At 28.8% G+C, this 21,967-nt stretch carries 14 protein-coding genes and 1 pseudogene; 14 read left to right on the forward strand and 1 reads right to left on the reverse strand.

The genetic code is table 11. From position 1 onward, the window contains the following. Positions 1 to 443 precede the first annotated feature (443 nt). From dnaA to AC4KN9_RS00045, 9 genes and pseudogenes are all read left to right on the forward strand, one after another. Positions 444 to 1,877 (forward strand): chromosomal replication initiator protein DnaA, encoded by a 1,434-nt coding sequence (gene dnaA / locus AC4KN9_RS00005; protein WP_491016646.1) that lies wholly within the window; start codon positions 444 to 446, stop codon positions 1,875 to 1,877. Positions 1,878 to 2,038: 161 nt separating this feature from the next. Continuing rightward, positions 2,039 to 3,139 carry a DNA polymerase III subunit beta gene (dnaN, locus tag AC4KN9_RS00010; protein ID WP_491016647.1) on the forward strand — a complete coding sequence of 367 codons (1,101 nt, stop codon included), beginning with the start codon at positions 2,039 to 2,041 and terminating at the stop codon, positions 3,137 to 3,139. Positions 3,140 to 3,156: 17 nt separating this feature from the next. Beyond that, positions 3,157 to 3,369 (forward strand): S4 domain-containing protein YaaA, encoded by a 213-nt coding sequence (yaaA, locus tag AC4KN9_RS00015; protein ID WP_491016648.1) that lies wholly within the window; start codon positions 3,157 to 3,159, stop codon positions 3,367 to 3,369. A gap of 12 nt (positions 3,370 to 3,381) precedes the next feature. Next, positions 3,382 to 4,506 carry a DNA replication/repair protein RecF gene (gene recF / locus AC4KN9_RS00020; RefSeq protein ID WP_491016649.1) on the forward strand — a complete coding sequence of 375 codons (1,125 nt, stop codon included), beginning with the start codon at positions 3,382 to 3,384 and terminating at the stop codon, positions 4,504 to 4,506. Further along, a complete protein-coding gene (gyrB, locus tag AC4KN9_RS00025) occupies positions 4,496 to 6,412 on the forward strand; it encodes a DNA topoisomerase (ATP-hydrolyzing) subunit B (protein WP_491016650.1) in 1,917 nt (638 codons plus the stop codon). Before recF ends, gyrB begins: the two co-directional genes overlap by 11 nt. Before the next feature lie 65 nt (positions 6,413 to 6,477). Continuing rightward, a pseudogene (gene gyrA / locus AC4KN9_RS00030) lies at positions 6,478 to 8,857 on the forward strand (DNA gyrase subunit A). An 8-nt stretch (positions 8,858 to 8,865) separates the two neighbouring features. Continuing rightward, a complete protein-coding gene (locus AC4KN9_RS00035; RefSeq protein WP_491016651.1) occupies positions 8,866 to 9,174 on the forward strand; it encodes an STAS domain-containing protein in 309 nt (102 codons plus the stop codon). Then, positions 9,174 to 9,524: a hypothetical protein gene (locus AC4KN9_RS00040; protein ID WP_491016652.1), complete on the forward strand. Its 351-nt coding sequence runs from the start codon at positions 9,174 to 9,176 to the stop codon at positions 9,522 to 9,524. The genes AC4KN9_RS00035 and AC4KN9_RS00040 overlap by 1 nt, the downstream gene beginning before the upstream one ends. Positions 9,525 to 9,531: 7 nt before the next feature. Next, positions 9,532 to 10,371 carry a SigB/SigF/SigG family RNA polymerase sigma factor gene (locus AC4KN9_RS00045; RefSeq protein ID WP_491016653.1) on the forward strand — a complete coding sequence of 280 codons (840 nt, stop codon included), beginning with the start codon at positions 9,532 to 9,534 and terminating at the stop codon, positions 10,369 to 10,371. A 93-nt stretch (positions 10,372 to 10,464) separates the two neighbouring features. Here the strand turns inward: AC4KN9_RS00045 and AC4KN9_RS00050 are convergent, their stop codons facing one another. Continuing rightward, the gene (locus AC4KN9_RS00050) at positions 10,465 to 10,905 is read right to left on the reverse strand and encodes a hypothetical protein (RefSeq protein WP_491016654.1); all 441 of its coding nucleotides are present in this window, start codon (positions 10,903 to 10,905) and stop codon (positions 10,465 to 10,467) included. A 155-nt stretch (positions 10,906 to 11,060) separates the two neighbouring features. Here AC4KN9_RS00050 and AC4KN9_RS00055 point away from each other — a divergent pair, with 155 nt between their 5' ends. The 5 genes from AC4KN9_RS00055 to AC4KN9_RS00075 all read left to right on the forward strand — a co-directional run bounded on the left by AC4KN9_RS00055 (position 11,061) and on the right by AC4KN9_RS00075 (position 21,961). Then, positions 11,061 to 12,374, forward strand: a complete 1,314-nt coding sequence (locus AC4KN9_RS00055) for a S8 family serine peptidase (RefSeq protein WP_491016655.1) — start codon at positions 11,061 to 11,063, stop codon at positions 12,372 to 12,374. Continuing rightward, entirely contained in the window at positions 12,359 to 12,526 is a 168-nt protein-coding gene (locus AC4KN9_RS00060; RefSeq protein WP_491017908.1) for a hypothetical protein, read from the forward strand. Before AC4KN9_RS00055 ends, AC4KN9_RS00060 begins: the two co-directional genes overlap by 16 nt. 91 nt (positions 12,527 to 12,617) lie before the next feature. Beyond that, positions 12,618 to 14,729, forward strand: coding sequence for a hypothetical protein (locus tag AC4KN9_RS00065; protein WP_491016656.1), 2,112 nt, complete (start codon positions 12,618 to 12,620; stop codon positions 14,727 to 14,729). A gap of 35 nt (positions 14,730 to 14,764) precedes the next feature. Next, positions 14,765 to 15,901, forward strand: a complete 1,137-nt coding sequence (locus AC4KN9_RS00070; RefSeq protein ID WP_491016657.1) for a hypothetical protein — start codon at positions 14,765 to 14,767, stop codon at positions 15,899 to 15,901. Positions 15,902 to 16,198: 297 nt separating this feature from the next. Continuing rightward, positions 16,199 to 21,961 carry a glycosyl hydrolase family 95 catalytic domain-containing protein gene (locus tag AC4KN9_RS00075; protein ID WP_491016658.1) on the forward strand — a complete coding sequence of 1,921 codons (5,763 nt, stop codon included), beginning with the start codon at positions 16,199 to 16,201 and terminating at the stop codon, positions 21,959 to 21,961. Positions 21,962 to 21,967: the final 6 nt, after the last annotated feature.

Raw genomic sequence — 21,967 nt, forward strand, 5'->3', positions numbered from 1 at the left:
TATACCCTCCTACATTTTTTTATAATTTTATATAGTATTTCAACATAAAATGCTATCTTCCATTATATTTTTAAATTGACTTGTTGTCAAGTTTATAGCTTGATATTTTACATAAAATTATACAGATATCCAATTTTTATAAACAATTGTGGATAACTTTATTGATTTTGTATTTTATCAACTATCTGTTATAATATTATTAAGAAAAAAAGAGGTTATTAAATGATAATCCACAAGTTATAAACAATTGTTGACATTTTGTTGATAATTTTCAGAAAAAACATATATATTATTGAAATTCTATTGAATTTTATCCACAATACAAATTTATCCAATTTAATTATTTTTCGTGGATAATTCTGTTTAATTTTAAGAATATGTTATTATTTGAATGCTTTTATATTGTGGATAAGTTTATAACTATGTTAATAAATGGAGGGACAATGGATAAAATTAATGAGATATGGAATCAAGTCCAAGAGCAATTAATTTTAGAAATGATTTATGTTCATTACAATACTTGGATAAAACCACTTATTCCCCTAAAACTTAAAGGTTCTGAGTTCTATATATACTCTACAATTAAGTTTATAAATGAAACTGTTGAAAAAAGATATAAAGATTCAATTGAATCTAAACTTCGAAAAATCCTAAATCAAGAAGTTAATTTGGTAATTTTAAATCCAAACAATCCACTATTCAAGAGGATTACTTCTGAGGATGAGAAAGATAACGATATAAAAAATGATTACGTCTTATCTAAACCTTTAAAAGAATCTGAAAATAGAATAAGTCAAATCACTCCCGACACATATATTTATAAGTCTTCATTGAATAAGAAAAATACTTTCGATAATTTTGTAAAAGGAAAATCTAATGATCTGGCTTTAGCTATTGCTGAAAATATAGCCGAAAATCCAGGAACTATTTACAATCCTTTTTTCATATACGGAAGTTCTGGATTAGGTAAAACGCATTTAATGCAGGCTGTTGGACATAGAATTCTTGAGAAATGGCCTGAAAAAAAAGTTATTTATATTACAAGTGAAAATTTTATGAATGAATTTATTTCTACGATTACTGCAAGTAAAAATTCAATAACAAACTCTCAAGCTTTTAGAGATAAATATAGAAATTGTGATGTTTTAATGATTGACGATATTCAATTTATTTCAGGAAAAGAAAGTACGCAAGAAGAAATATTTCACACTTTTAATTCATTGCAACAATCAAAAAAACAAATTATTTTTACTTCAGATAAAAGACCTGAAGAAATAAAAGGCTTAGAAGATAGGCTTGTTACAAGGTTTAGCGGTGGTATGATTGCAGATATTCAAAAACCAGATTTTGAAACGAGAGTAGCTATTTTACAAAATAAAATAAATATGGAAAAATATATTGTTCCCAATAATGTTATCTCTTTTATAGCTGAAAATGTTACAGATAATATAAGAAATCTAGAAGGTTCTTTAATTAAGGTTATGGCTTTACACAATTTAAAACAAGGTAATGTAAGTGAGAAAATCAATGATGAAGCTTTCTTAGATATTGCAAAGCAATCTTTATCTATAAAAGAAAAGAAATCAAAGCCTATAACATTAAATAGGATTAAAGAAGTAGTAGCTAAACATTATGGTTTAAATCCTGAAGATTTAATAACTCAAAACAGGCAAAAATCTGTATCGGATCCTAGACAAATTGCTATGTACTTATCTAGGAGATTAACTAATTTATCATTAATAAAAATTGCTGATTCATTCGAAAGGGATCATGCAACAATCATATATGGTGGTGATAAAATTAGTAAATTAGTCAAAAAAGATAATGAATTGAAGAAAACTATTGAAACGTTAATAGCTATTCTTGAAAATAATTAATGTTGATAATATACAAATAATTATTGTACTTATAAATTATTTACTCACGACTTATCAACATGTTTTTTTATGTAAAACTAAACGTAAGATAAGTTATCAACATATTCACCGTGCCTACTACTATTATTACTAATTTTAAAATATATATATTAGGAGAAATCATGAAATTTAATATACAACAATCAGATTTAAATACTCGTATTTCAATTGCTCAAAAAGCTATTTCCAATAGAACATCTATTCAAATTTTAGATAGCATTGTTTTTACTGCTAAAGGTGATGAATTAATACTGACATCTACTGATTTAGAGCTTTCAATAGAAACAAGAGTAAAATGTGAAATTATAGAAGAAGGATCAGTAGCCATAAAATCAAACTTAATTGGAAATATTATAAGAAAAATGCCTGAAAATATTATTTCTATTACAGCACAAAATGATAATGTAAATATAAAATGTCAAAATTCAGTTTTAGATATACCATGTCAATCATCTGAGGAATACCCAAATATCGCAATTGCAGATGATGAAGCTTCTTTAACGATAAAAAATGAAGATTTAACAAATGCCATTAAACAAACTAGTTTTGCTACATTATTAAATGATGATACAAGACTTGCACTTCAAGGTATTTTATTTGAGGTTAATAACGATGAAATAAAATTTGTTGCACTTGACGGGTATAGAATGGCAATAAAGAAAATAAAAAACAATTCAAAGAATGTAAACTTTTCTAATATTGTCCCAAGAAGAGCTTTTACAGAATTAATTAGAATAATTGACAATCAAAGCACTGATATTGTTGTCATTGAGGGACATATTGCTTTCATCAATGGTAATACTAAAATGTATTCAAGATTAATCGATAAAAAATATCTTGATTATAAAAGAATAATTAATAGAGACTATAGTACGAATATTATAGTTAATAGAGATGATTTGATAAGTTCGTTAGAAAGAGCTAGTTTAATTATAACAAGCTCAAATCCAAATTTAACAAAATTTGAATTTAATAATGGAGTACTTAATATTACATCAAATTCTAGTATAGGTAATGTAGATGAAAGATTAAATACAGAACAAGAGGGTGAAAATTTAACTATTGCATTTAATACTAGATATTTATTAGATGGATTGAAAGTGATTGAAGATGATCAGGTTATATTAAAGTTAAGAGATTCATTATCTCCAATGACTATTTATCCAATTAATCATGTAGACGAATATCTATATCTTGTATTGCCTATTAGATTAGGAAAATAAAATATTATGGAGATAAAATGCAAAAAATTAATATAAATACAGAATATATAAAATTAGATCAATTATTAAAATTCACCTCACTAGTTCAAACTGGTGGAGAAGCAAAACAAGTAATTGCTGAAGGTTTAGTAAAATATAACGGTGAAATATGTACTCAAAGAGGAAAAAAGATAAGAAAAGGCGACATAGTTGAACTTGATGGAGAAAAAGTTCAGATAAATAAAGATTAATTTTGAGGAAATATGTTAATTAAAGAATTAAAACTAATTAATCATAGAAATTATGATGAAGAAGATATTATATTTCATGATAAGACAAATATTTTAGTTGGGCAAAATGCTCAAGGAAAGACTAATTTGCTTGAATCTATATATATTTGTGCGAGAGGATATAGTTTTAAGAATATAAAAGAAGATGAATTAATAAATTTTGAAAAGAATTTAATGTATCTTAAAGCGGACATTGTTAATCAAAATAAAAGAAAAGTAGTAGAGATAAAATTATCTAAAAGTACAAAAAAAAGAATTAGGATAAATGAGATAGAGATAGAAAATTTATCGGAGATGAAAAGTCAATTTGGAGTAGTCATATTCTCTCCAGAAGAAGTTCTTATAATAAAAGACTCTCCAATGATGAGAAGAAAATTTTTAGATGATATAATAACTAATAATGATATTACCTATAGAACATATTTAAATAATTTTAATAAAATTAGATTTCAAAAAAATAATTTACTAAAAAATAATCTAAATAAAAAATATTCAGATGAATTATTGGAAACTTATAATAAAAAAATGGTTGAATATGGTTCGAAGATAGCTATTTATAGATATAAGTATATTGAAATATTGAAAAAGTTTACTAAAGATTTTCACTATGAATTAAGTTCAAAAAAAGAAGATTTAGATATTATTTTAGAAAATAACTATATCAATAATTTTGAAAATCTTGAAACTATAGAGAAAGAGTATCAGAAATTATTAAAAAAAAATATAGAAAAAGAAAAAGCGAGGTATGTGAGCCTTTATGGTCCACATAAGGATGATTTAATTTTTAATATAAATGGAAAGGATTCAAAAATCTTTGCTTCTCAAGGACAGCAAAGGACGATAATGTTATCGTTAAAATTAGCTGAAGCTAAATTAATTGAAACTATAACAAAAACAAAGCCTATTTTATTATTAGACGATGTGTTTTCGGAACTTGATAATATTAGAGCTAAATTATTAATCGAAAAATCTAAAAGTTATCAAAGTATTATTACCACAAACTCCTTAGCGAATATAGACATTTCTTATATGCAAGGCAATATATATAAAGTGGTAAATGGAAAGATAATCGATGAAAGGATACAAGATGGTAGATAAGAAACAACAATACGGAGAATCGAATATTAGGGTTCTTGAGGGATTAGAAGCGGTTCGTGTTAGACCAGGTATGTATATTGGTTCGACAGATGAAAGGGGACTACATCACCTAGTTTATGAAGTAGTAGATAACTCGGTTGATGAAGCTTTAGCTGGAAGATGTGACACTATAATTGTTAAATTAAATAATGATGGTTCTTGTGAAATTTCAGATAATGGATTAGGGATACCTGTTAAAAAACATCCAAAGACTGGGAAATCAACACTCGAAACAGTTCTTACAATTCTTCATGCTGGTGGGAAGTTTGACTCTGATGCATATGCATTTTCAGGTGGTTTGCATGGAGTAGGAGTTTCTGTAGTAAACGCTTTATCCAAAAAACTAGTTGCTGAGGTTAAAAGAGATGGATTTAAATATACTCAAAATTTTGAAACAGGTAAATCCACTTCAAGTCTTATAAAGCATGAAGCTACTGACGAAACAGGAACAACCATTAGGTTTTGGCAAGATGGCGATATTTTTGAAACTTTAGAATTTAATAGAAATACTTTAGAAAAAAGATTTTTGGAAATGTCTTTTTTAAATAAAGGATTAAAAATAACTCTTATCGATGAAAGAGAAGAAGAAAAATATAAAAAAGACTTCTTCGCAGAAGGTGGATTAGCATCATTTGTAGAATATCTAAACAAGAAAAAAACAGAATTACATTCAGATATAATACATTTTACGGGGATGACTGATGGTTGTGAAGTTGATATAGCAATGCAATATACTGATGCGTATTCAGAAAACATATTATCATTTGCAAATACTATACTAACACCTGAAGGGGGTACACATTTAACAGGATTTAAATCTGCTATTACAAAGACTATAAATAACTATGCAAGAGAGTATGATTTACTTAAAGAGAAAGAAGATAATTTCACAGGAGAAGATATAAGGGAAGGCATTACAGCTATTGTGGCAGTAAAACTTTCAAATCCTCAGTTTGAGGGACAAACAAAAGGAAAACTAGGCTCTTCCGAAATGCGTGGTATTGTTGACTCATTTTTATCAGATAATTTACAAATATATTTAGAAGAAAATCCTAATGTTGCCAAAAAAATTGTAGATAAATCAATCGCATCGAGAAGGGCGAGAGAAGCATCTAAAAAGGCGAGGGACTTATCTAGAAAACAGAATTCGATTTTAAGTAGTTCAACATTACCTGGTAAATTAGCTGAATGTCAATCAAGTGATATTTCAGAAAATGAAATATTTATCGTAGAGGGGGACTCTGCGGGTGGTTCTGCAAAATTAGGTAGAGATAATAAAATACAGGCAATCTTACCATTGAAGGGTAAGATCATGAATGTTGAAAAAGCTAGATTTAATAAAATTCTTTCATCAGATGAAATAAAGGCTTTAATTACAGCATTCGGTACAGGTATTGGTGAAGAATTTGATATAAATCAATTAAGATATGGAAAAATAATAATTATGACTGATGCTGATGTCGATGGTTCGCACATAGCTACGTTATTATTGACATTCCTATTTAGATATATGAGACCACTTATAGATAATGGAAATGTGTATTTAGCACAACCTCCACTATTTAGTGTTATTCAAGGGAAAAAAGAAAGATACGTATATAACGAAAAAGAATTAAAAAAGGTTCTAGAAGGTATACAAGGAGAAAACTACAAACTAAAAAGATATAAAGGGCTTGGTGAAATGAATGCAAATCAATTATGGGATACTACAATGAATCCAGAGCATAGAATATTATTACAAGTCAAGGTAGATGATGAATCAATAACATTAGATGATACATTTACGACATTAATGGGAGATAAAGTAGAACCAAGAAGAGAATTTATAGAAGAAAATGCACAATACGCTAAAAATATTGATGCTTAGGAGTGGATAATGGCTAATATAGAATTTGACAGAGTAATATTATATCTGCTAATATTGAAGAAAAAATGAAAGAGGCATATCTGGACTATTCCATGTCGGTAATAGTTTCAAGAGCATTGCCAGATGTAAGAGATGGACTAAAACCAGTTCATAGGAGAATACTTTATGGTATGCAACAATTAGGTCTAGCATACAATAAACCTCACAGAAAATCTGCAAGACTTGTCGGAGAAGTAATGGGTAGATTTCATCCTCATGGAGATAGTGCTATCTATGATGCTATTGTTAGACTTGCACAGGACTTTAATACAAGATATCTTCTTGCAGATGGTCAAGGTAACTTTGGTTCTATAGATGGAGATGGAGCGGCTGCTCAGCGTTATACTGAGGTTAGAATGACAAAACTTGCTTCAGAAATGCTTAGAGATATCAACAAAGATACTGTAGATTTTCAACCTAACTTTGATGAAGAAGAATTAGAACCTAAAGTGCTTCCTGCAAGATTTCCAAATCTTCTTGTAAATGGATCTTCAGGTATAGCTGTTGGTATGGCTACAAATATGGCTCCTCACAATCTAAATGAGGTAGTAGATGGTTGTATAGCGTATATTGACGATAATAATATCAGTATAGACGGATTGATGGAATATATAAAAGGCCCTGATTTTCCTACAGGTGCAAATATTATGGGGAAAAAACCTATAATTGATGCATATAAAACAGGTAGAGGTAAAGTTAAATTAAGAGCAGAAGCACATATTGAAGAATATAAGAGCAAACATAGGATAATAGTTACAGAAATACCATATCAAGTTAATCAATCTAGACTTATCATGAAAATAGCGGATTTAGTTAGAGATAAAAAGATAGATGGAATCGCAGATATTAGAGATGAATCTAATAGAAATGGTATGAGAATCGTAATTGAAACGAAAAGAGATGCAAATCCAAATGTTGTATTAAATAATTTATATAATCAAACTCAATTAACGACTACTTTCGGTATCATTAATCTTGCACTTGTAAATGGAATCCCTAAAGAATTAAACTTAAAAGAATTAATATCTCATTATATCAATCATCAAAAAGAAGTTGTTACAAGAAGAACTAAATTTGATTTAGATAAAGCTGAAGCAAGAGCTCATATTGTAGAAGGTCTGAAAATTGCGTATGATAACATAGATGAAATAGTTAAAATTATAGAATCAAATTATGATGACAATCAAATCAAGCAAGAATTTACTAAACGTTTTGACTTGACTGAAATTCAAGGTCAAGCAATATTAGACATGCAATTAAAAAGACTTTCAGGGCTAAATGTAGAGAAATTAGAATCTGAACATCAAGAGTTAATTCAGACAATAAAATCCCTAAAAGAAATTTTAGAGAATGAAGATATTTTAATGAAAATCATTAAAGAAGAATTATTAGAAATTAAAGAAAAATTTGGTGATGAAAGAAGAAGTAGAATTAAACCTGCGGCTGATGAAATTAATTTTGAGGAATCTAATCGAAGAAGAAAAAGTAATTATAACATTGACAAATGAAGGATATATCAAGAGACTACCGGCTAATACGTATAAAGTACAAAATAGAGGTGGAAAAGGTGTTATAGGAATGTCAACAAAAGAAGATGATTTTGTTCAAGACTTATTCGTAACATCAACTCATACAAGTTTATTATTCTTTACAAATCAAGGTAGAGTATATAGCAAGATGGCGTACGAAATAAAAGAAGGTAAGAGACAATCAAAGGGTCAAGCAATTATAAATATATTGCAATTACAGGCTGATGAAAATGTTTCTGCGGTTATTCCAATTGATAACTTTGAGGATACTTATGTTATATTAGCAACTAAAGATGGTAAAATTAAGAGAACAGAGGCTAAAGAGTTTGAAAATATTAGAGTTTCAGGTATTATAGGAATCACATTAAATGAAACTGATGAATTGATAGGTGCTAAAGTTGTCACAAACGATTCTGAAGTTGTACTAGTTACGGAAAATGGGCAGTCTATAATATTTAATCTAAATGATGTAAGACCACTTGGTAGGACAGCTCAAGGGGTTAAAGGTATAGAACTAAATAAAGATGATTCTGTTGTAGAAATTTGCGTTTTAGATGAAAATGAATATCTATTTATTGTTTCAGAATTTGGTTATGGAAAAAAAACGCTTATAAAACACTATAGTTCTCAAAACCGTGGCGGAAAAGGTGTTAAAACTTATAAAATAACTAACAAGACTGGTAAAGTAGTTTCTGCAAAATTAGTAAATGCAGATGATGATATAATATTAGTTTCATCAAAAGGGGATATAATTAGATTGACAGCTAAGGATATATCGACTATGGGAAGATCTACTCAAGGAGTTAGATTAAAGAAATTAAATAGTAAAGAAGAAAAAATTGTAGCATGTGCTAAATACATCGAAGATGTGGAATAGGAGAAAAAATGGCGTTTGAAGCATCATATATTGAAAATCAAAAACTAGAAATAACTTTATCCGGAGATCTTGATATAAATAATGTTGAAAAATTTAAAAAGGAAGCTTTAGAAAAATATAAAAATTTGAAAAAAGATATAGTTCTAGATTTAGAAAAATTAGATTATATTGATTCTACAGGTTTAGGAGCTTTAATTACAATTTTTAAGGAAGTTAGAGATAAACAAAAAACTTTAACTGTAAAAAATTCTAAAAAAAATATAAAAAAATTATTTATTATAACTGAACTTGATCAATTATTCATAATGGAGGACTAATGGAATACATCAATCTCGAATTACCATCTAATTCTCATTATTTACAAATTTTAAGACTTTCTGTTGCTTCACTAGCAAATAATGTAGGATTTGATGTAGAGGTAATTGAAGACTTAAAAGTAGTAGCATCAGAAGTTTTTATGATGTTGATTCCTAAAAATGATAGAATTAATATTAAAATTGAACATTGTATTGAACATATTAATATGGAATTTTATGCTGAAAATTTAGTGAAAGAAAATAGCTTAAATGATATGAATTTAGAGTTAAAAAAACAAATACTTTTATCATTGGCAGATGAAATCAAAATAGATTATAACTTAATTTCAGTAAAATTAAATAAGAAATAGGTTTAAAATGGGAAAAAATAAAAGTACTGATGGAAAAATTAGATTTTATGAAGAATTTTATAAACTTGATAAATTAAAAAAAGAAGAAAAAAAACTCGAAAAATCTGAAAATTATAATGAAAAAGAACTTAATAAAATAAAAAGAGAAATAAAAATACTTAGAGATGAACTGATTGAAAAAAATCTGTATATATCAGAAATATTAGCAAAAAAATATGCTAATAGAGGTATAGAATTTGATGATCTTTATCAAATAGCATCATTAGGCCTGATTTTAGCTATAGACAGATTTAAAATTGATAAGGGGTTTGAATTTTCTTCATTTGCAACACCAACAATTATTGGTGAAATAAAAAGATATTTTAGAGATAAAGGTTGGGTTATAAGAGTACCAAGAAGAATACAAGAACTATCTAAGAGAATAAATAATGCAAAAATAGAACTGGCACAAAGATATAAGAAAACCCCAAATATAAATGAAATAGCTGAATATTTAGAAGTCTCTCCTGAAGAAGTAATTGAAGCGATGGATGCTTCTCAAGTTTATTCTCCTCAATCTATCGATAAAAATCTTGATAATTCATCCGAAGATAGAGAAGTTAGCTTTAGGGATTTATTAGGGGAGGAAGATAAGAATTATAAACTAGTTGAAAATATGTCCTTTATAAAAGAAGTAATGGAAGATTTTTCTGACGTTGAAAAAAAAGTAGTAGTTTACAGATTTTTCGATAAAATGACTCAAGCAGCAATTGCAGATGAATTAGATGTTAGTCAGATGACGGTATCTCGTTTAGAAAAAAAGGTAATTAAAAAATTTAGAAAAGAATTAGATATAAAAGTTAAATAAGTTTATGTTAACAATAATCATCTAAGATTGTGTAGTATAAAAGAAAAGTAAAAAAAATGAAAATAGCCCTCTAGAGTTATCTAGGGGGCTATTTTAAAAAATAATCCAATAAATTAGCGCCATTGCAGAAAATATAAAAAACCCTATTGCAATATAATACATAAATCTGATGGGAGTCCTTAAATCTTCATACATAGTTTTATGCTCGGGATGCTTTACATCTACTAAGTTATTTTCTATTAAGTGTTTCATCTCATCTCTTATTAAATAATCAATTTCAAGACTGTCTCCTACCTTAAATCTTGGTTTTCCCTTATACTGGAGGGACTTACCTTTTAATACATTGTTATTATTATCCGTAAATTCGACGTGATAAATCGTAGTTTTTGATTTTTCTTTATATTCTACTTCTAGTAATTTAGAATCTGTTGAAAACTTTTCTCTATCCTCAAATATTTTAACTGAATTTAATAATATTTTTTCCATAGCGAAAAAAAGTATGCCAAATAAAAATAGGACTAAAAATAATTCCATATAAGCTCCTTGTTTGATTTTTTATATTTCAATTATATTATAGAGTGTAATACGATACAAATATTAGAATAATTAGTCATACCTAACAAAATTATTTACACAAACTAATATATTTAGTATAATAATTTTGTTACTAATAATAAATAGGAGGAATTATGAAAAAAAGTAAAGTTAGTATATTAAGTTTATTATTAGCTGTGATGCTAATATTGACTAATGCTATGCCGGTTTATGCGAGCTTAGAAATGCCAGAAAAAAAGTCAAGCTCCAAAATCGAAAAAAACTTAAATTCAGAACTAGATAAGAATGATTTTGTTGAATTTATAGTTAAAATGAAAGAACAATCAAAAAACATTGATAAAGTAGAATCTAAAAAGGTAGTAGAGACTTTAATCGATAAAGCAAAGGAAACACAAGAAAAAATAGTAGAAGTTATAAATGAGCAAGTATCCAAAAATAATATAAAAGATTTTAAGGCTTTTTATATTGTAAACAGCATTGCTGTTGTAGGAAATGAAGAATCTATTAAAGTTTTATCAAAAAGATTTGATGTTGAAAAGATTGTACTAAATAAAAAAATTTTGAGTGACAAGGCAGAACAAAAAGAGAATAAGGTATCGAGTAAAAAAAATACTTTTTCATTAAATTCTTTAGAAAATAAAAAACATATACCTTGGAACTTAAAAACAATATCTGTTAATAAAACCTTAGAAGAAAACTATGAGGGGGAAGGGGTTGTAGTAGGTATAATAGACTCTGGTGTTGATGCTACTCATCCGGCGATATCCAGTTCATATAGAGGAAACGAAGAAAGAAAAGCGATATACAGTTTTTTTGACACAATTACTGGGAAAAAAGGTGGTACACCAACAGACTCAACAGGACATGGGACACACGTTGCAGGAACCATTTTAGGTAAAGACCCTAAAGAACAAAGTCCTCTAGGTATAGCACCTAAAGCAAAATGGATTGCGGCAAAAGTATTCGATAAAGATGGCGAAACGACATTAAAACAGCTCTTAGAAGCTGGAGAATGGATGTTGGCACCTACTGATGAAAAGGGAGTAGCACATCCTGAAATGGCGCCTAAAGTTGTGAATAACTCATGGGGTGGAAACTCTGATAATGAATTTTTTAGAGATATATTAAAAAAATGGCGTGCGGCAGGAATATTGCCAGTGTTTTCTACAGGAAATGTAAGTGCATATAATGAAGGAGGAAAAGGTTCAATAGGTACTCCAGCCAGTTACCCGGAAGCATTTGCAGTGGGTGCGATAAGACAAGATGATAAGCTTGCAAAATTCTCATTAAGAGGACCAAGTAAATATCCAAATCAAGTTAAACCAAATATTGTTGCTCCAGGGGTTAATATTAAATCATCTATTCCAGGAGGAAAATATGCAATAAGGACCGGTACATCGATGGCTGGCCTCACGTTTCCGGAGTTGCTGCACTGGTTTATGGTGTAAATAAAAATTTAACGGTAGATCAGGTTGAAAAAATTCTTACTGATAGTGCAATACCACTAAAAGATGATGATTATGTAAATACACCAAACAATGGTTATGGTCATGGAAAGATAAATGCATATAAAGCTGTAAAAATGGCAGAAAAAATTTAATGATGCAGAATTTGGTACAGTAAAAGGAAAAATATCTGTAAAGGGTAAAGATGATAGTAAACCAATAATTGCACATACACCAATTAAGAGTATGTATAAGGGAAGACCATTTGATATCTCAGTAGATATTAAAGATGACACATATGTAAAAAATGTTAAGTTATTTATTTCTAAAGATGAAAGTAAATGGGAAGAAAAAAATTTTGAATTGATTAAAGGTAATAAGCAAAAAGGTGAATACTCTATCACTATAAAATCGGAAGAGTTAACAAGTGATAAGGTAAAATATTATATTGAAGTTATAGACGGTAATGATAATATAACAAAAACACCTGAGTATGAGGCAACAGTAAAACCAGGAATAGGTATAGGTTATTCACAAAATTTTGAAGATAATATAGATGGTTTTGAATTTGGTGGAAAAACACCTATTTGGGAATGGGGAGTTGTTGAAGGGAAACCAAAAGAAGGAATTCCATCAGGCTCAAAAGTATTAGGTACTAAATTAAATTCAAATTATACAGAATTAAAAGAAACCATAGCTGTCCTACCGCCTATTGACTTAACAGGTGAAGAAAGAGATGCTGCATTGACATTTAAGCATTGGTATGATTTAGACAATGGACAAAGTGCATTTTTTGATACTGCAGAGGTATGGATTGGAGAAATAACTGAAGATACGACTTCAGTAGATAAAATAAAATATAATAATGTAAGACTTTATAAAAATAGTTCTAAAGGTTGGAAAGAAGAATATATTGATTTATCAATGTATAAAGGTAAAAAAATTTCTGTAATGTTAGGTATGCGTCCAGGTGAATTTAGTAAAAAACAAAAACTTGGATGGTATATTGATAATCTAAAAATAGTAGAAGCATCAAAAAAAATACCAAAAGCACCAAGTAAGTATGTAGGATTAGATTTTAGAAACCAAAAACTTATATATTCATTTAGTCCTGTAGATGATCCCAAAATAACAGGATATAACTTGTATAAATCCACTTCAAAAAATGGTCCATTTGAAAAAGTGTTAAGTAAAAAAAATAATGAAGTCGGTAAATATATTGTTAGTTTAGATGATGTACCGGCACAAAAAACAGGAACATATTACTACTATGCAACGGCAAGTATAGGTGAAAATGAAAGTGAAAAGTCAGAAATAAAATCATACACATATACTGAGGGTAAAGAGCATATCAAATTTAATTTTGAAGAAGATAAAAATTGGAAATCTATACCTGATGAAAAAGGAAATAAATGGACAAAAGGAATAATTGACCTAGAAACAAAATTAGATTTAGCTAAATTAGGAAGTAGACCTACAAAAGCTCAAACTATTGGGAAAAATGAAGGTAGTCCAAATGTTTGGGGAACAGAATTGAATGATTTTAGAAAACCAAATGCAACATATACTTTAGAGTCACCAAGTATGGATTTATCAAAATTAACAAATGCAAGATTGTATTTACAGATGTGGTTTAACACAACAGGTAGAAAAGGCCTTACAGAATATGGAAATTTTGACGAGGATCAAGGTAGCATTCAAATAAGTAAAGATGATGGTAAAAATTGGAACAATTTATTTGAGTTAAAAGAAGAGACTATTAATGAAAAAGGTAGAGTGAGAGGTGCTTGGTATACAGACCATATAGATATCCCAAAAGAATATTTATCATCAAATGTTAAATTAAGATTTGTATTAAAAACAGGTAAAGAAATTGAGGAACCAAGTAGTGGTGGTTGGTATATAGATGACCTGACTATTAATGATATATCTAAATCAGATATTCCAAAGATGACGTCTAAACCTTTTGAACAAACTAAGCTATCGTTATACAACTCAAAAGAAATTGTAGAAACAGATGAATCAACGATTCCTATATCAAACAAAACAAAAGTTTTAATCGAAGAAACAGGAGTATTTGTTAATGTAGAAGTTGGAACAGGTAATTACGAGATAAAACATCCAGTAGGAGAATATACATTATCAGTAATATCAAGTGGATATATAACTAAAAAAGAAAAAATAAAAATTGAAAAAAATAAAGAATTAGTAAAAAATTTATTTTTAGTTAAATCTAAGGATGGTAAATTAAATATTAATATTAAGCAAAAAAATGGCGAAAAAATAGAAGATAGTATTATCAGACTATATGAAAAAGAAATCCGCAAGCTAAGTATAAATTTAATGCATCAAAATTAGAAAATAAATTAATAAAATCTGGAACATATAAATTAGTGGTAACTGCAAAAGGATATAGTACTAAGGAAGAAGAAATAACAATTTCATCAGGGAAAAATATTAGCAAAGATATTGTATTAAGCAAAATACAAATGAAAGAAATTAAAGAATTAGCAAAAGATGACGGAAAATCCGAAGCTGGACTTTTATCATTAAAAGCAAATCAAAAAGTTGCAGTTAGATTTGAAGTTGATAAGCCAAGTTTAATAGAATCCGTAAGATTAATGTTTGCTAATAGTGGAAAATCTATCGGTAAAAAGTTTAAGATAAGTATTTATGATAAAAATGATTCAGATTTATTGCCAGGTAAAATATTACTTGAAGAATTTGAATCTACGGTTGAAAAAGAAAATGAATGGCAAGATATAAAATTGCCAGAAAGTGTTCAAGTAAATGGTGAATTTTTCGTATCTTATACTCAAGTAGATGATACTAAAGATGGAGCAATCCTAGGTGTTGATGAAAATACAAAAGGAATTAATAATTCATTTAAATTACAAAATGGCGCTTGGAATGAACCAAATGAATTAGGAAGCTTTATGATAAGAGCTAATACCAGAGCCATAGAAGTAAAGGATGAAAATCCAGATATAGAAAAACCTGAAGAAACAGAAAAAGAAAAACCTGAAGAAACAGAAAAGGAAAAACCTGAAGAAACAGAAAAAGAAAAACCTGGAGAAACAGAAAAGGAAAAACCTGAAGAAACAGAAAAAGAAAAACCTGGAGAAACAGAAAAGGAAAAACCTGGAGAAATAGAAAAGGAAAAACCTGGAGAAACAGAAAAGGAAAAACCTGGAGAAACAGAAAAGGAAAAACCTGAAGAAACAGAAAAGGAAAAACCTGAAGAAACAGAAAAGGAAAAACCTGGAGAAACAGAAAAGGAAAAACCTGAAGAAACAGAAAAGGAAAAACCTGGAGAAATAGAAAAGGAAAAATCTGAAGAAACAGAAAAGGAAAAATCTGAAGAAACAGAAAAGGAAAAACCTGAAAAATCTAATAGAAAACCTACTGAAAATGATAAAAATAATCCAGAAACTGGAGATAAAGGTAGTAAAATATTTGTTTTATTCTTTTTAGTTTCAACAACTTTAGTAGCTTATATTGAGCTGAAAAAGAAAGAAAAAGTGGATTAGTAAACCTTAACACAATTTAATAAAATTAAAATAAAATCTTTCTAATTAAGTTTCTAAAATTTAATTAGAAAGGTTTTTTTATATATGATAGATTGTAAACAATGAAATATATTTCAAAAAAAAGTTTTATCAAAATAGATTTAAAAACAATTTAATAATAAAAAAAAGATTTAAAAATGAAACGTTTAAGGAATATAAAGTTTATATTATAGGTTTATTTTATTTGATATTTATTATATAATGAAAACGTAATACATAGGTGGTTAGACATATAAATAAATTTAGGAGGGTAGAGCGATGGCTAAAAAACAAAAAAATACAATATGTTTTTTATTGGTGTTTTTTCTAATATTTACAAGTGGTTCAGTTCCCAATTTACACAAGGGAAAAACAAAAGCTGAGTCAAATAGTTCAGATAGTGAACAGAAAAATAGTTTAGAAAAAATAAATAAGAATTATGTCTTAAAATATAATTCACCTGCACCAAATAACTATAGTGGATGGGAAAATGATGCATTACCACTAGGGAATGGACAGATTGGTAATAAAATATTTGGTTTAGTCGGATTTGAAAGAATTCAATTTAATGAAAAAACATTATGGTCAGGTGGACCAAAACCAAATGATAACAGCTATAATGGAGGAAACTTCAAGGATAAAGCTAAGCACATTCCACAAATTAGAAAAGCTTTAGAAGATGGAAACTTACAATTAGCTAAAAGTTTAGCTGAAAGACATTTGGTGGGACCAAATAATGAACAATATGGAAGATACTTAAACTTTGGTGACGTACTATTTAATTTCACTAATCAGACAAATAATAATTATAGCGATTATGAAAGAAATTTAAACATTAGTAATGCAACCCATACAGTTAAATATAAACAAAATGGAACTACATACAATAGAGAAACATTTGTTTCTTATCCAGATAATGTTTCTGTAACTAACTTAACTAAAGATGGGGAAGCTAAACTTGAATTTACTGTAAAACTACAATCAAATAGTGATCTAAAAGATGGTCAAAAATCTTCATACAAAACAGCAAGTACAAAAAATGATGGAGAAGGATTATTATTAAGTGGTAAAGTTAATAATAATGAAATGAAATATGCATCATATCTAAAAGTTGTAACTGACGGTGAAAAAGTTATTGAAGATGATACGATAAAAATTACAAATGCTAGTTACGCAACCGTGATTTTTTCAGCTAAAACTGATTATGCCTTAGATTATTCAACCAACTATAAAGATAGGGAAATTAATGTTGAAGAATATGTAAAAGAAAAGGTAAATAAAGCTCTTAAGAAAGAATATTCTGCATTAAAAGAAAATCATATTAATGATTACAAAAAACTTTTTGATAGAATGCAGTTAAATATCTCTAAGACAAAAGATGAATACACAAATACTCTATTAGAAAATTATAAATCTAAACAAGATAATTATTTGGAAGAATTGTTTTTCCAATACGGTAGATATTTATTGATATCATCATCTAGAGATTCCAAAAATGCACTTCCTGCAAATCTACAGGGTGTATGGAATGCAATAGACAATCCACCATGGAATTCAGATTATCATATGAACGTAAATTTACAAATGAATTATTGGCCAGCATATTCAACTAATTTGGTTGAAACAGTATCACCTTTAGTGAATTTTGTAGATGATATGAGACATTATGGTAGAGTGGCTGCTAAAGAATATGCAGGAATTTCATCTACTGGAAATCAAGAAAATGGTTGGTTAGCACATACTCAAGTAACTCCGTTTGGATGGACAACACCTGGCTGGAATTATTACTGGGGATGGTCACCTGCTGCAAATGCATGGATAATGCAAAATATTTATGATCATTACAGATATACAAATGATATTAAATATTTACAAGATAAAATTTATCCAATGTTGAAAGAAACAACTAAATTCTGGAATTCATTCTTACATTATGATGAGAAAAGTGACAGATATGTTTCATCACCATCATATTCACCAGAACACGGAACTATAACAATTGGTAATACTTTTGATCAATCTTTGGTATGGCAATTATTTACAGATTTCATAGAAGCCGCTAATAAATTAGATGTAGATAATGACCTAGTAACTGAAGTTAGTGCTAAATTAGAGAAACTTAAACCTCTGCATATTAATAAAAAAGGTATGATTAAAGAATGGTACGAAGAAGATACTCCAGGATTTAGAAGTGAAGGGATTCAAAAAGGTCATAGACATGTATCGCATCTAGTTGGATTATTCCCTGGTAGCTTATTTAATTCTGAAAATACAGAACACATTAAAGCTGCCAAAGCTTCATTAAACGACAGGGGAGATGGTGGAACAGGTTGGTCTAAAGCTAATAAGATTAATTTATGGGCTAGACTTTTAGACGGAGATAGAGCACATAAATTATTAATTGAGCAATTAAGAAATTCTACTCTTAGAAACTTATGGGACACTCACCCACCTTTCCAAATTGATGGGAATCTTGGTGCAACTAGTGGTGTAGCTGAGATGCTGATACAATCTCATTTGGATAAAGTAACACTTTTACCAGCATTACCAAGTGCTTGGAGCCAGGGAGCAGTAAGAGGAATATTAGCTAGAGGTAATTTTTCTGTAGATATGGACTGGAACAAGGAACATTTATCAATTGCTAAAATTACATCTAACAATGGGGGAGAATTAAAACTTGAATACCCAAATATTAAAACAGCAACAATTGAGGTTAATGGAAAAGAAGTAAACCCAGAAATACTAAGTGATAATATTGTAAAACTATCTACAAATAAAAATGATGTAATTACTGTAAAGAACATTAAGCCTGTGGAAAATGAAAAATCAGATTCTCCTACTGATTCTTCAGCACCTAAAAAAGATAAAGTATTGCCAAATGCAAATCAATATAAATACCAAAAAGATGAACTTGCTGCATTTGTTCACTTTGGACCAAATACTTTCAATGAAATTGAATGGGGTGAACACTATGGTTCAAGACATCCTAGAGATATATTTACATTGAACGAGGATTTTGATGCCGAAACATTAGTTAAAACAATTCACGATGCTGGATTTAAGAAAATTATTGTTACAGCAAAACATCATGATGGTTTTGCAATATGGCCAAGTGAATATACAGATTATGACATAGCGTCTACAAATTATAAAAATGGTAAAGGTGATATATTAGCTGAAATATCAAAAGCAGCTACTAAATATAATATAGATATGGGTCTATACTTATCTCCATGGGATATTCATGACCCTTCATATGGATATTATAATGAAAATCACAGACCTACAAGTAAAGAAAATGATCATTTAGATTATAATGACTATTATTCAAACCAATTAAAAGAAATCTTAAGTAATCCAAAATATGGTAATAATGGTAGATTTGTTGAAGTATGGATGGATGGAGCTAAAGGAAGTGGAGCAAATGCTCAAGAATATGATTTCCAAAGATATTTTGATATAATCCAAACTTATCAAGGGAAAAAAGCTGGACATGATGCTGATGCCATGTTATTTGGTGCAGAAGCATATACAACAGTAAGATGGATTGGTAATGAGCATGGGTTTGCGCATAAAAATACTTGGTCAAAATCAAAAGTAAATTATGAAAGAAATACTATAGATAGTAACAAAGACGGTGCTTACTATAAAGGTTATGAAGACGGAAATCAATGGACTGTTCCTGAATCAGATGCAAGAATTACTTCAGGATGGTTCTGGGGAACTAATAAGAAAACTCCAAAATCAATTGATCAATTGGCAGAAATGTACTTTAGATCAGTTGGTCACAATTCTCCATTGTTATTAAATATTCCACCAAATAATAAAGGGAAATTGGACGAAGATATTAGATTGAGAGTATTAGAATTTGGACAAAATATTAAAGAAACTTTTAAGACCAATATACTAAAATCTGAAGGAGCAAAAATTGTTCCTAATCAAGTTAGAGAAAATACTTCAATTAATAATCTATTAGATAGCAACGATAAAACATATTGGGCAACAAATGATGGTACAAATGAAGGTACTTTAGAAATTATATTCCCAAATAAAAAAGAATTTGATATCGTTTCAATCGAAGAATCAATCTTATTTGGTCAAAGAATTAATAATTATAAAGTAGAATATAAAGAAGATGAAGGTAGCGAATGGAAATTATTAGAAGAAGGAGAAACAATTGGTGCTAAGAGATTAATTAGAACATCTCCTATAAGAGCAACAAAATTAAGAATTACTGTATCTACAAGTGAAGGTAAAGTTCCAATTTTATCTGAAATAGGTGTGTATAAAGCTTCAGCTGGTTTTGAAATTCCTTCAACTGTACCAAACGGAATCGAAGAAATCGATATTGAAGATGGTTATTCAGGCGGTAATGATAAAGGATTTACATTTAAGTCTGGCACATGGAATAAGGAATCAGGAAAACATTTCTTAAATGATACAAATAGATGGGCACTTACAGGAAGTACGCTAGAACTTAAATTTAGTGGTACAAAACTATATTTATTAGGTACAAAGGATCCAAACCATGGTGAAATAGTAGTTCAAATAGATGATGGACCAGAACAAGTAATTGATACACGTGGATTAGCAAGAAAGACAACACAGACAATATTTGAATCTGACGATTTGAAAGATGGACAACATACATTGAAGTTAAGAGTTAAATCAAAGGCTGTTGGTATAGAGTCTGCACTTGCTATTAACAATGGTGGTATAGGTATGGTAACAATCGAGAAATCTGAATACACAATGAATGAAGACTCAGAGATAGATGTTAAACTTAAGAGAGTCGGAGGAAGTGTAGGAAATGTGAAAGCATTATTACAACCAAATCCAGGAACAGCAATTCAGGACGATTATGATACTACTTTAATTTCAGAAGTTACCTTTAATGAGGGAGAAACTGAAAAGATAGCAAAAGTGAGAACTAGAAGAAATACTAATAAAACTGGAAATCAATGGTTTACAGTAGAATTAACACCAGTGACTAAAGAATTAATCGTTGGTTTCACTTCTAGAGCAAGAATTAATATTATTGATCAAGAAAGCATAACTCAAGGTGAGGAAAAGTATACAAAACAAAAACCTTTTGTATTCCCTTCAGAACTTAATAAGACCTCTGTTTTAGAAGCTGAGAAGTCAACTCTTCATAATACAGGAGACAATGAGCGTTGGCCATTATCTATTGAAAAATCTGACTGGGCAAGTGGTGGTAAATTTGTAAATTCTCTAAATGGGGATGACACTATTACAATTCCATATAGAGTTGAAAAAGCTGGAAAGTATGAGTTTTTAGTAACATTTAGAAGTGGTTCAAGTCAAAATGGATTACATTGGTTTGATGACGCAGAAAATATTATTGAAGGTAGAACTGTAGCAGGTAATTCAGATGCTTCAGTAACTAAGACTGCAAAATTTAATATAGTTGTCAAAAAAGCTGGAGAAGGTACACTAACATTATCCGGTAATCCAGATGCTCCTCAATTAGATAAATTTGATGTTAAATTGATAGAAATTGATAATGAGGAAGTAAATAAATCTGAATTGATAGAATTACTTTCAGAAGTTTCAGAAATTGAAGATACCCTATATACAGAAGAATCTATAGAAGCTTTAAAGCAAGCATACGAAAAAGCTTTAGAAATTTCTGAAGACGAAAAAGCTACACAAGATCAAGTAAATTCAGCTTTAGAAACATTGAAAAAAGCTAAAAATGACTTAGTATTAAAATCAAAAGAAACAGAAGGTGAAACAACTAAAGAAACAGAAGGTGAAACACCTAAAGAAACAGAAAGTGAAACACCTAAAGAAACAGAAGGTGAAACATCAAAAGAAACAGAAGGTGAAACATCAAAAGAAACAGAAAGTGAAACACCTAAGGAAACAAGAAAAGAAGAAAAACAAAATAATAATGTTACAAAAGACAAAGATGAAAATCCTAAAACTGGTGATGCGGGTATAACAATACTTATAGTAACACTAGTTACATCAATGGGAGCTTACTTTGTGACTTCAAAAAAAGTAAATAGTATAAAATAATACTTA

Source organism: Helcococcus sp. SA-HE-C1 (assembly GCF_985670335.1).

Coding starts and splice junctions, on each gene's coding strand:
- gyrB (WP_491016650.1), top strand. CDS start 4,496: ATGGTAGATAAGAAACAACAATACGGAGAATCGAATATTAGGGTTCTT.
- recF (WP_491016649.1), top strand. CDS start 3,382: ATGTTAATTAAAGAATTAAAACTAATTAATCATAGAAATTATGATGAA.
- AC4KN9_RS00055 (WP_491016655.1), top strand. CDS start 11,061: ATGAAAAAAAGTAAAGTTAGTATATTAAGTTTATTATTAGCTGTGATG.
- AC4KN9_RS00045 (WP_491016653.1), top strand. CDS start 9,532: ATGGGAAAAAATAAAAGTACTGATGGAAAAATTAGATTTTATGAAGAA.
- AC4KN9_RS00065 (WP_491016656.1), top strand. CDS start 12,618: ATGTATAAGGGAAGACCATTTGATATCTCAGTAGATATTAAAGATGAC.
- dnaN (WP_491016647.1), top strand. CDS start 2,039: ATGAAATTTAATATACAACAATCAGATTTAAATACTCGTATTTCAATT.
- AC4KN9_RS00075 (WP_491016658.1), top strand. CDS start 16,199: ATGGCTAAAAAACAAAAAAATACAATATGTTTTTTATTGGTGTTTTTT.
- yaaA (WP_491016648.1), top strand. CDS start 3,157: ATGCAAAAAATTAATATAAATACAGAATATATAAAATTAGATCAATTA.
- dnaA (WP_491016646.1), top strand. CDS start 444: ATGGATAAAATTAATGAGATATGGAATCAAGTCCAAGAGCAATTAATT.
- AC4KN9_RS00050 (WP_491016654.1), bottom strand. CDS start 10,905: ATGGAATTATTTTTAGTCCTATTTTTATTTGGCATACTTTTTTTCGCT.
- AC4KN9_RS00040 (WP_491016652.1), top strand. CDS start 9,174: ATGGAATACATCAATCTCGAATTACCATCTAATTCTCATTATTTACAA.
- AC4KN9_RS00035 (WP_491016651.1), top strand. CDS start 8,866: ATGGCGTTTGAAGCATCATATATTGAAAATCAAAAACTAGAAATAACT.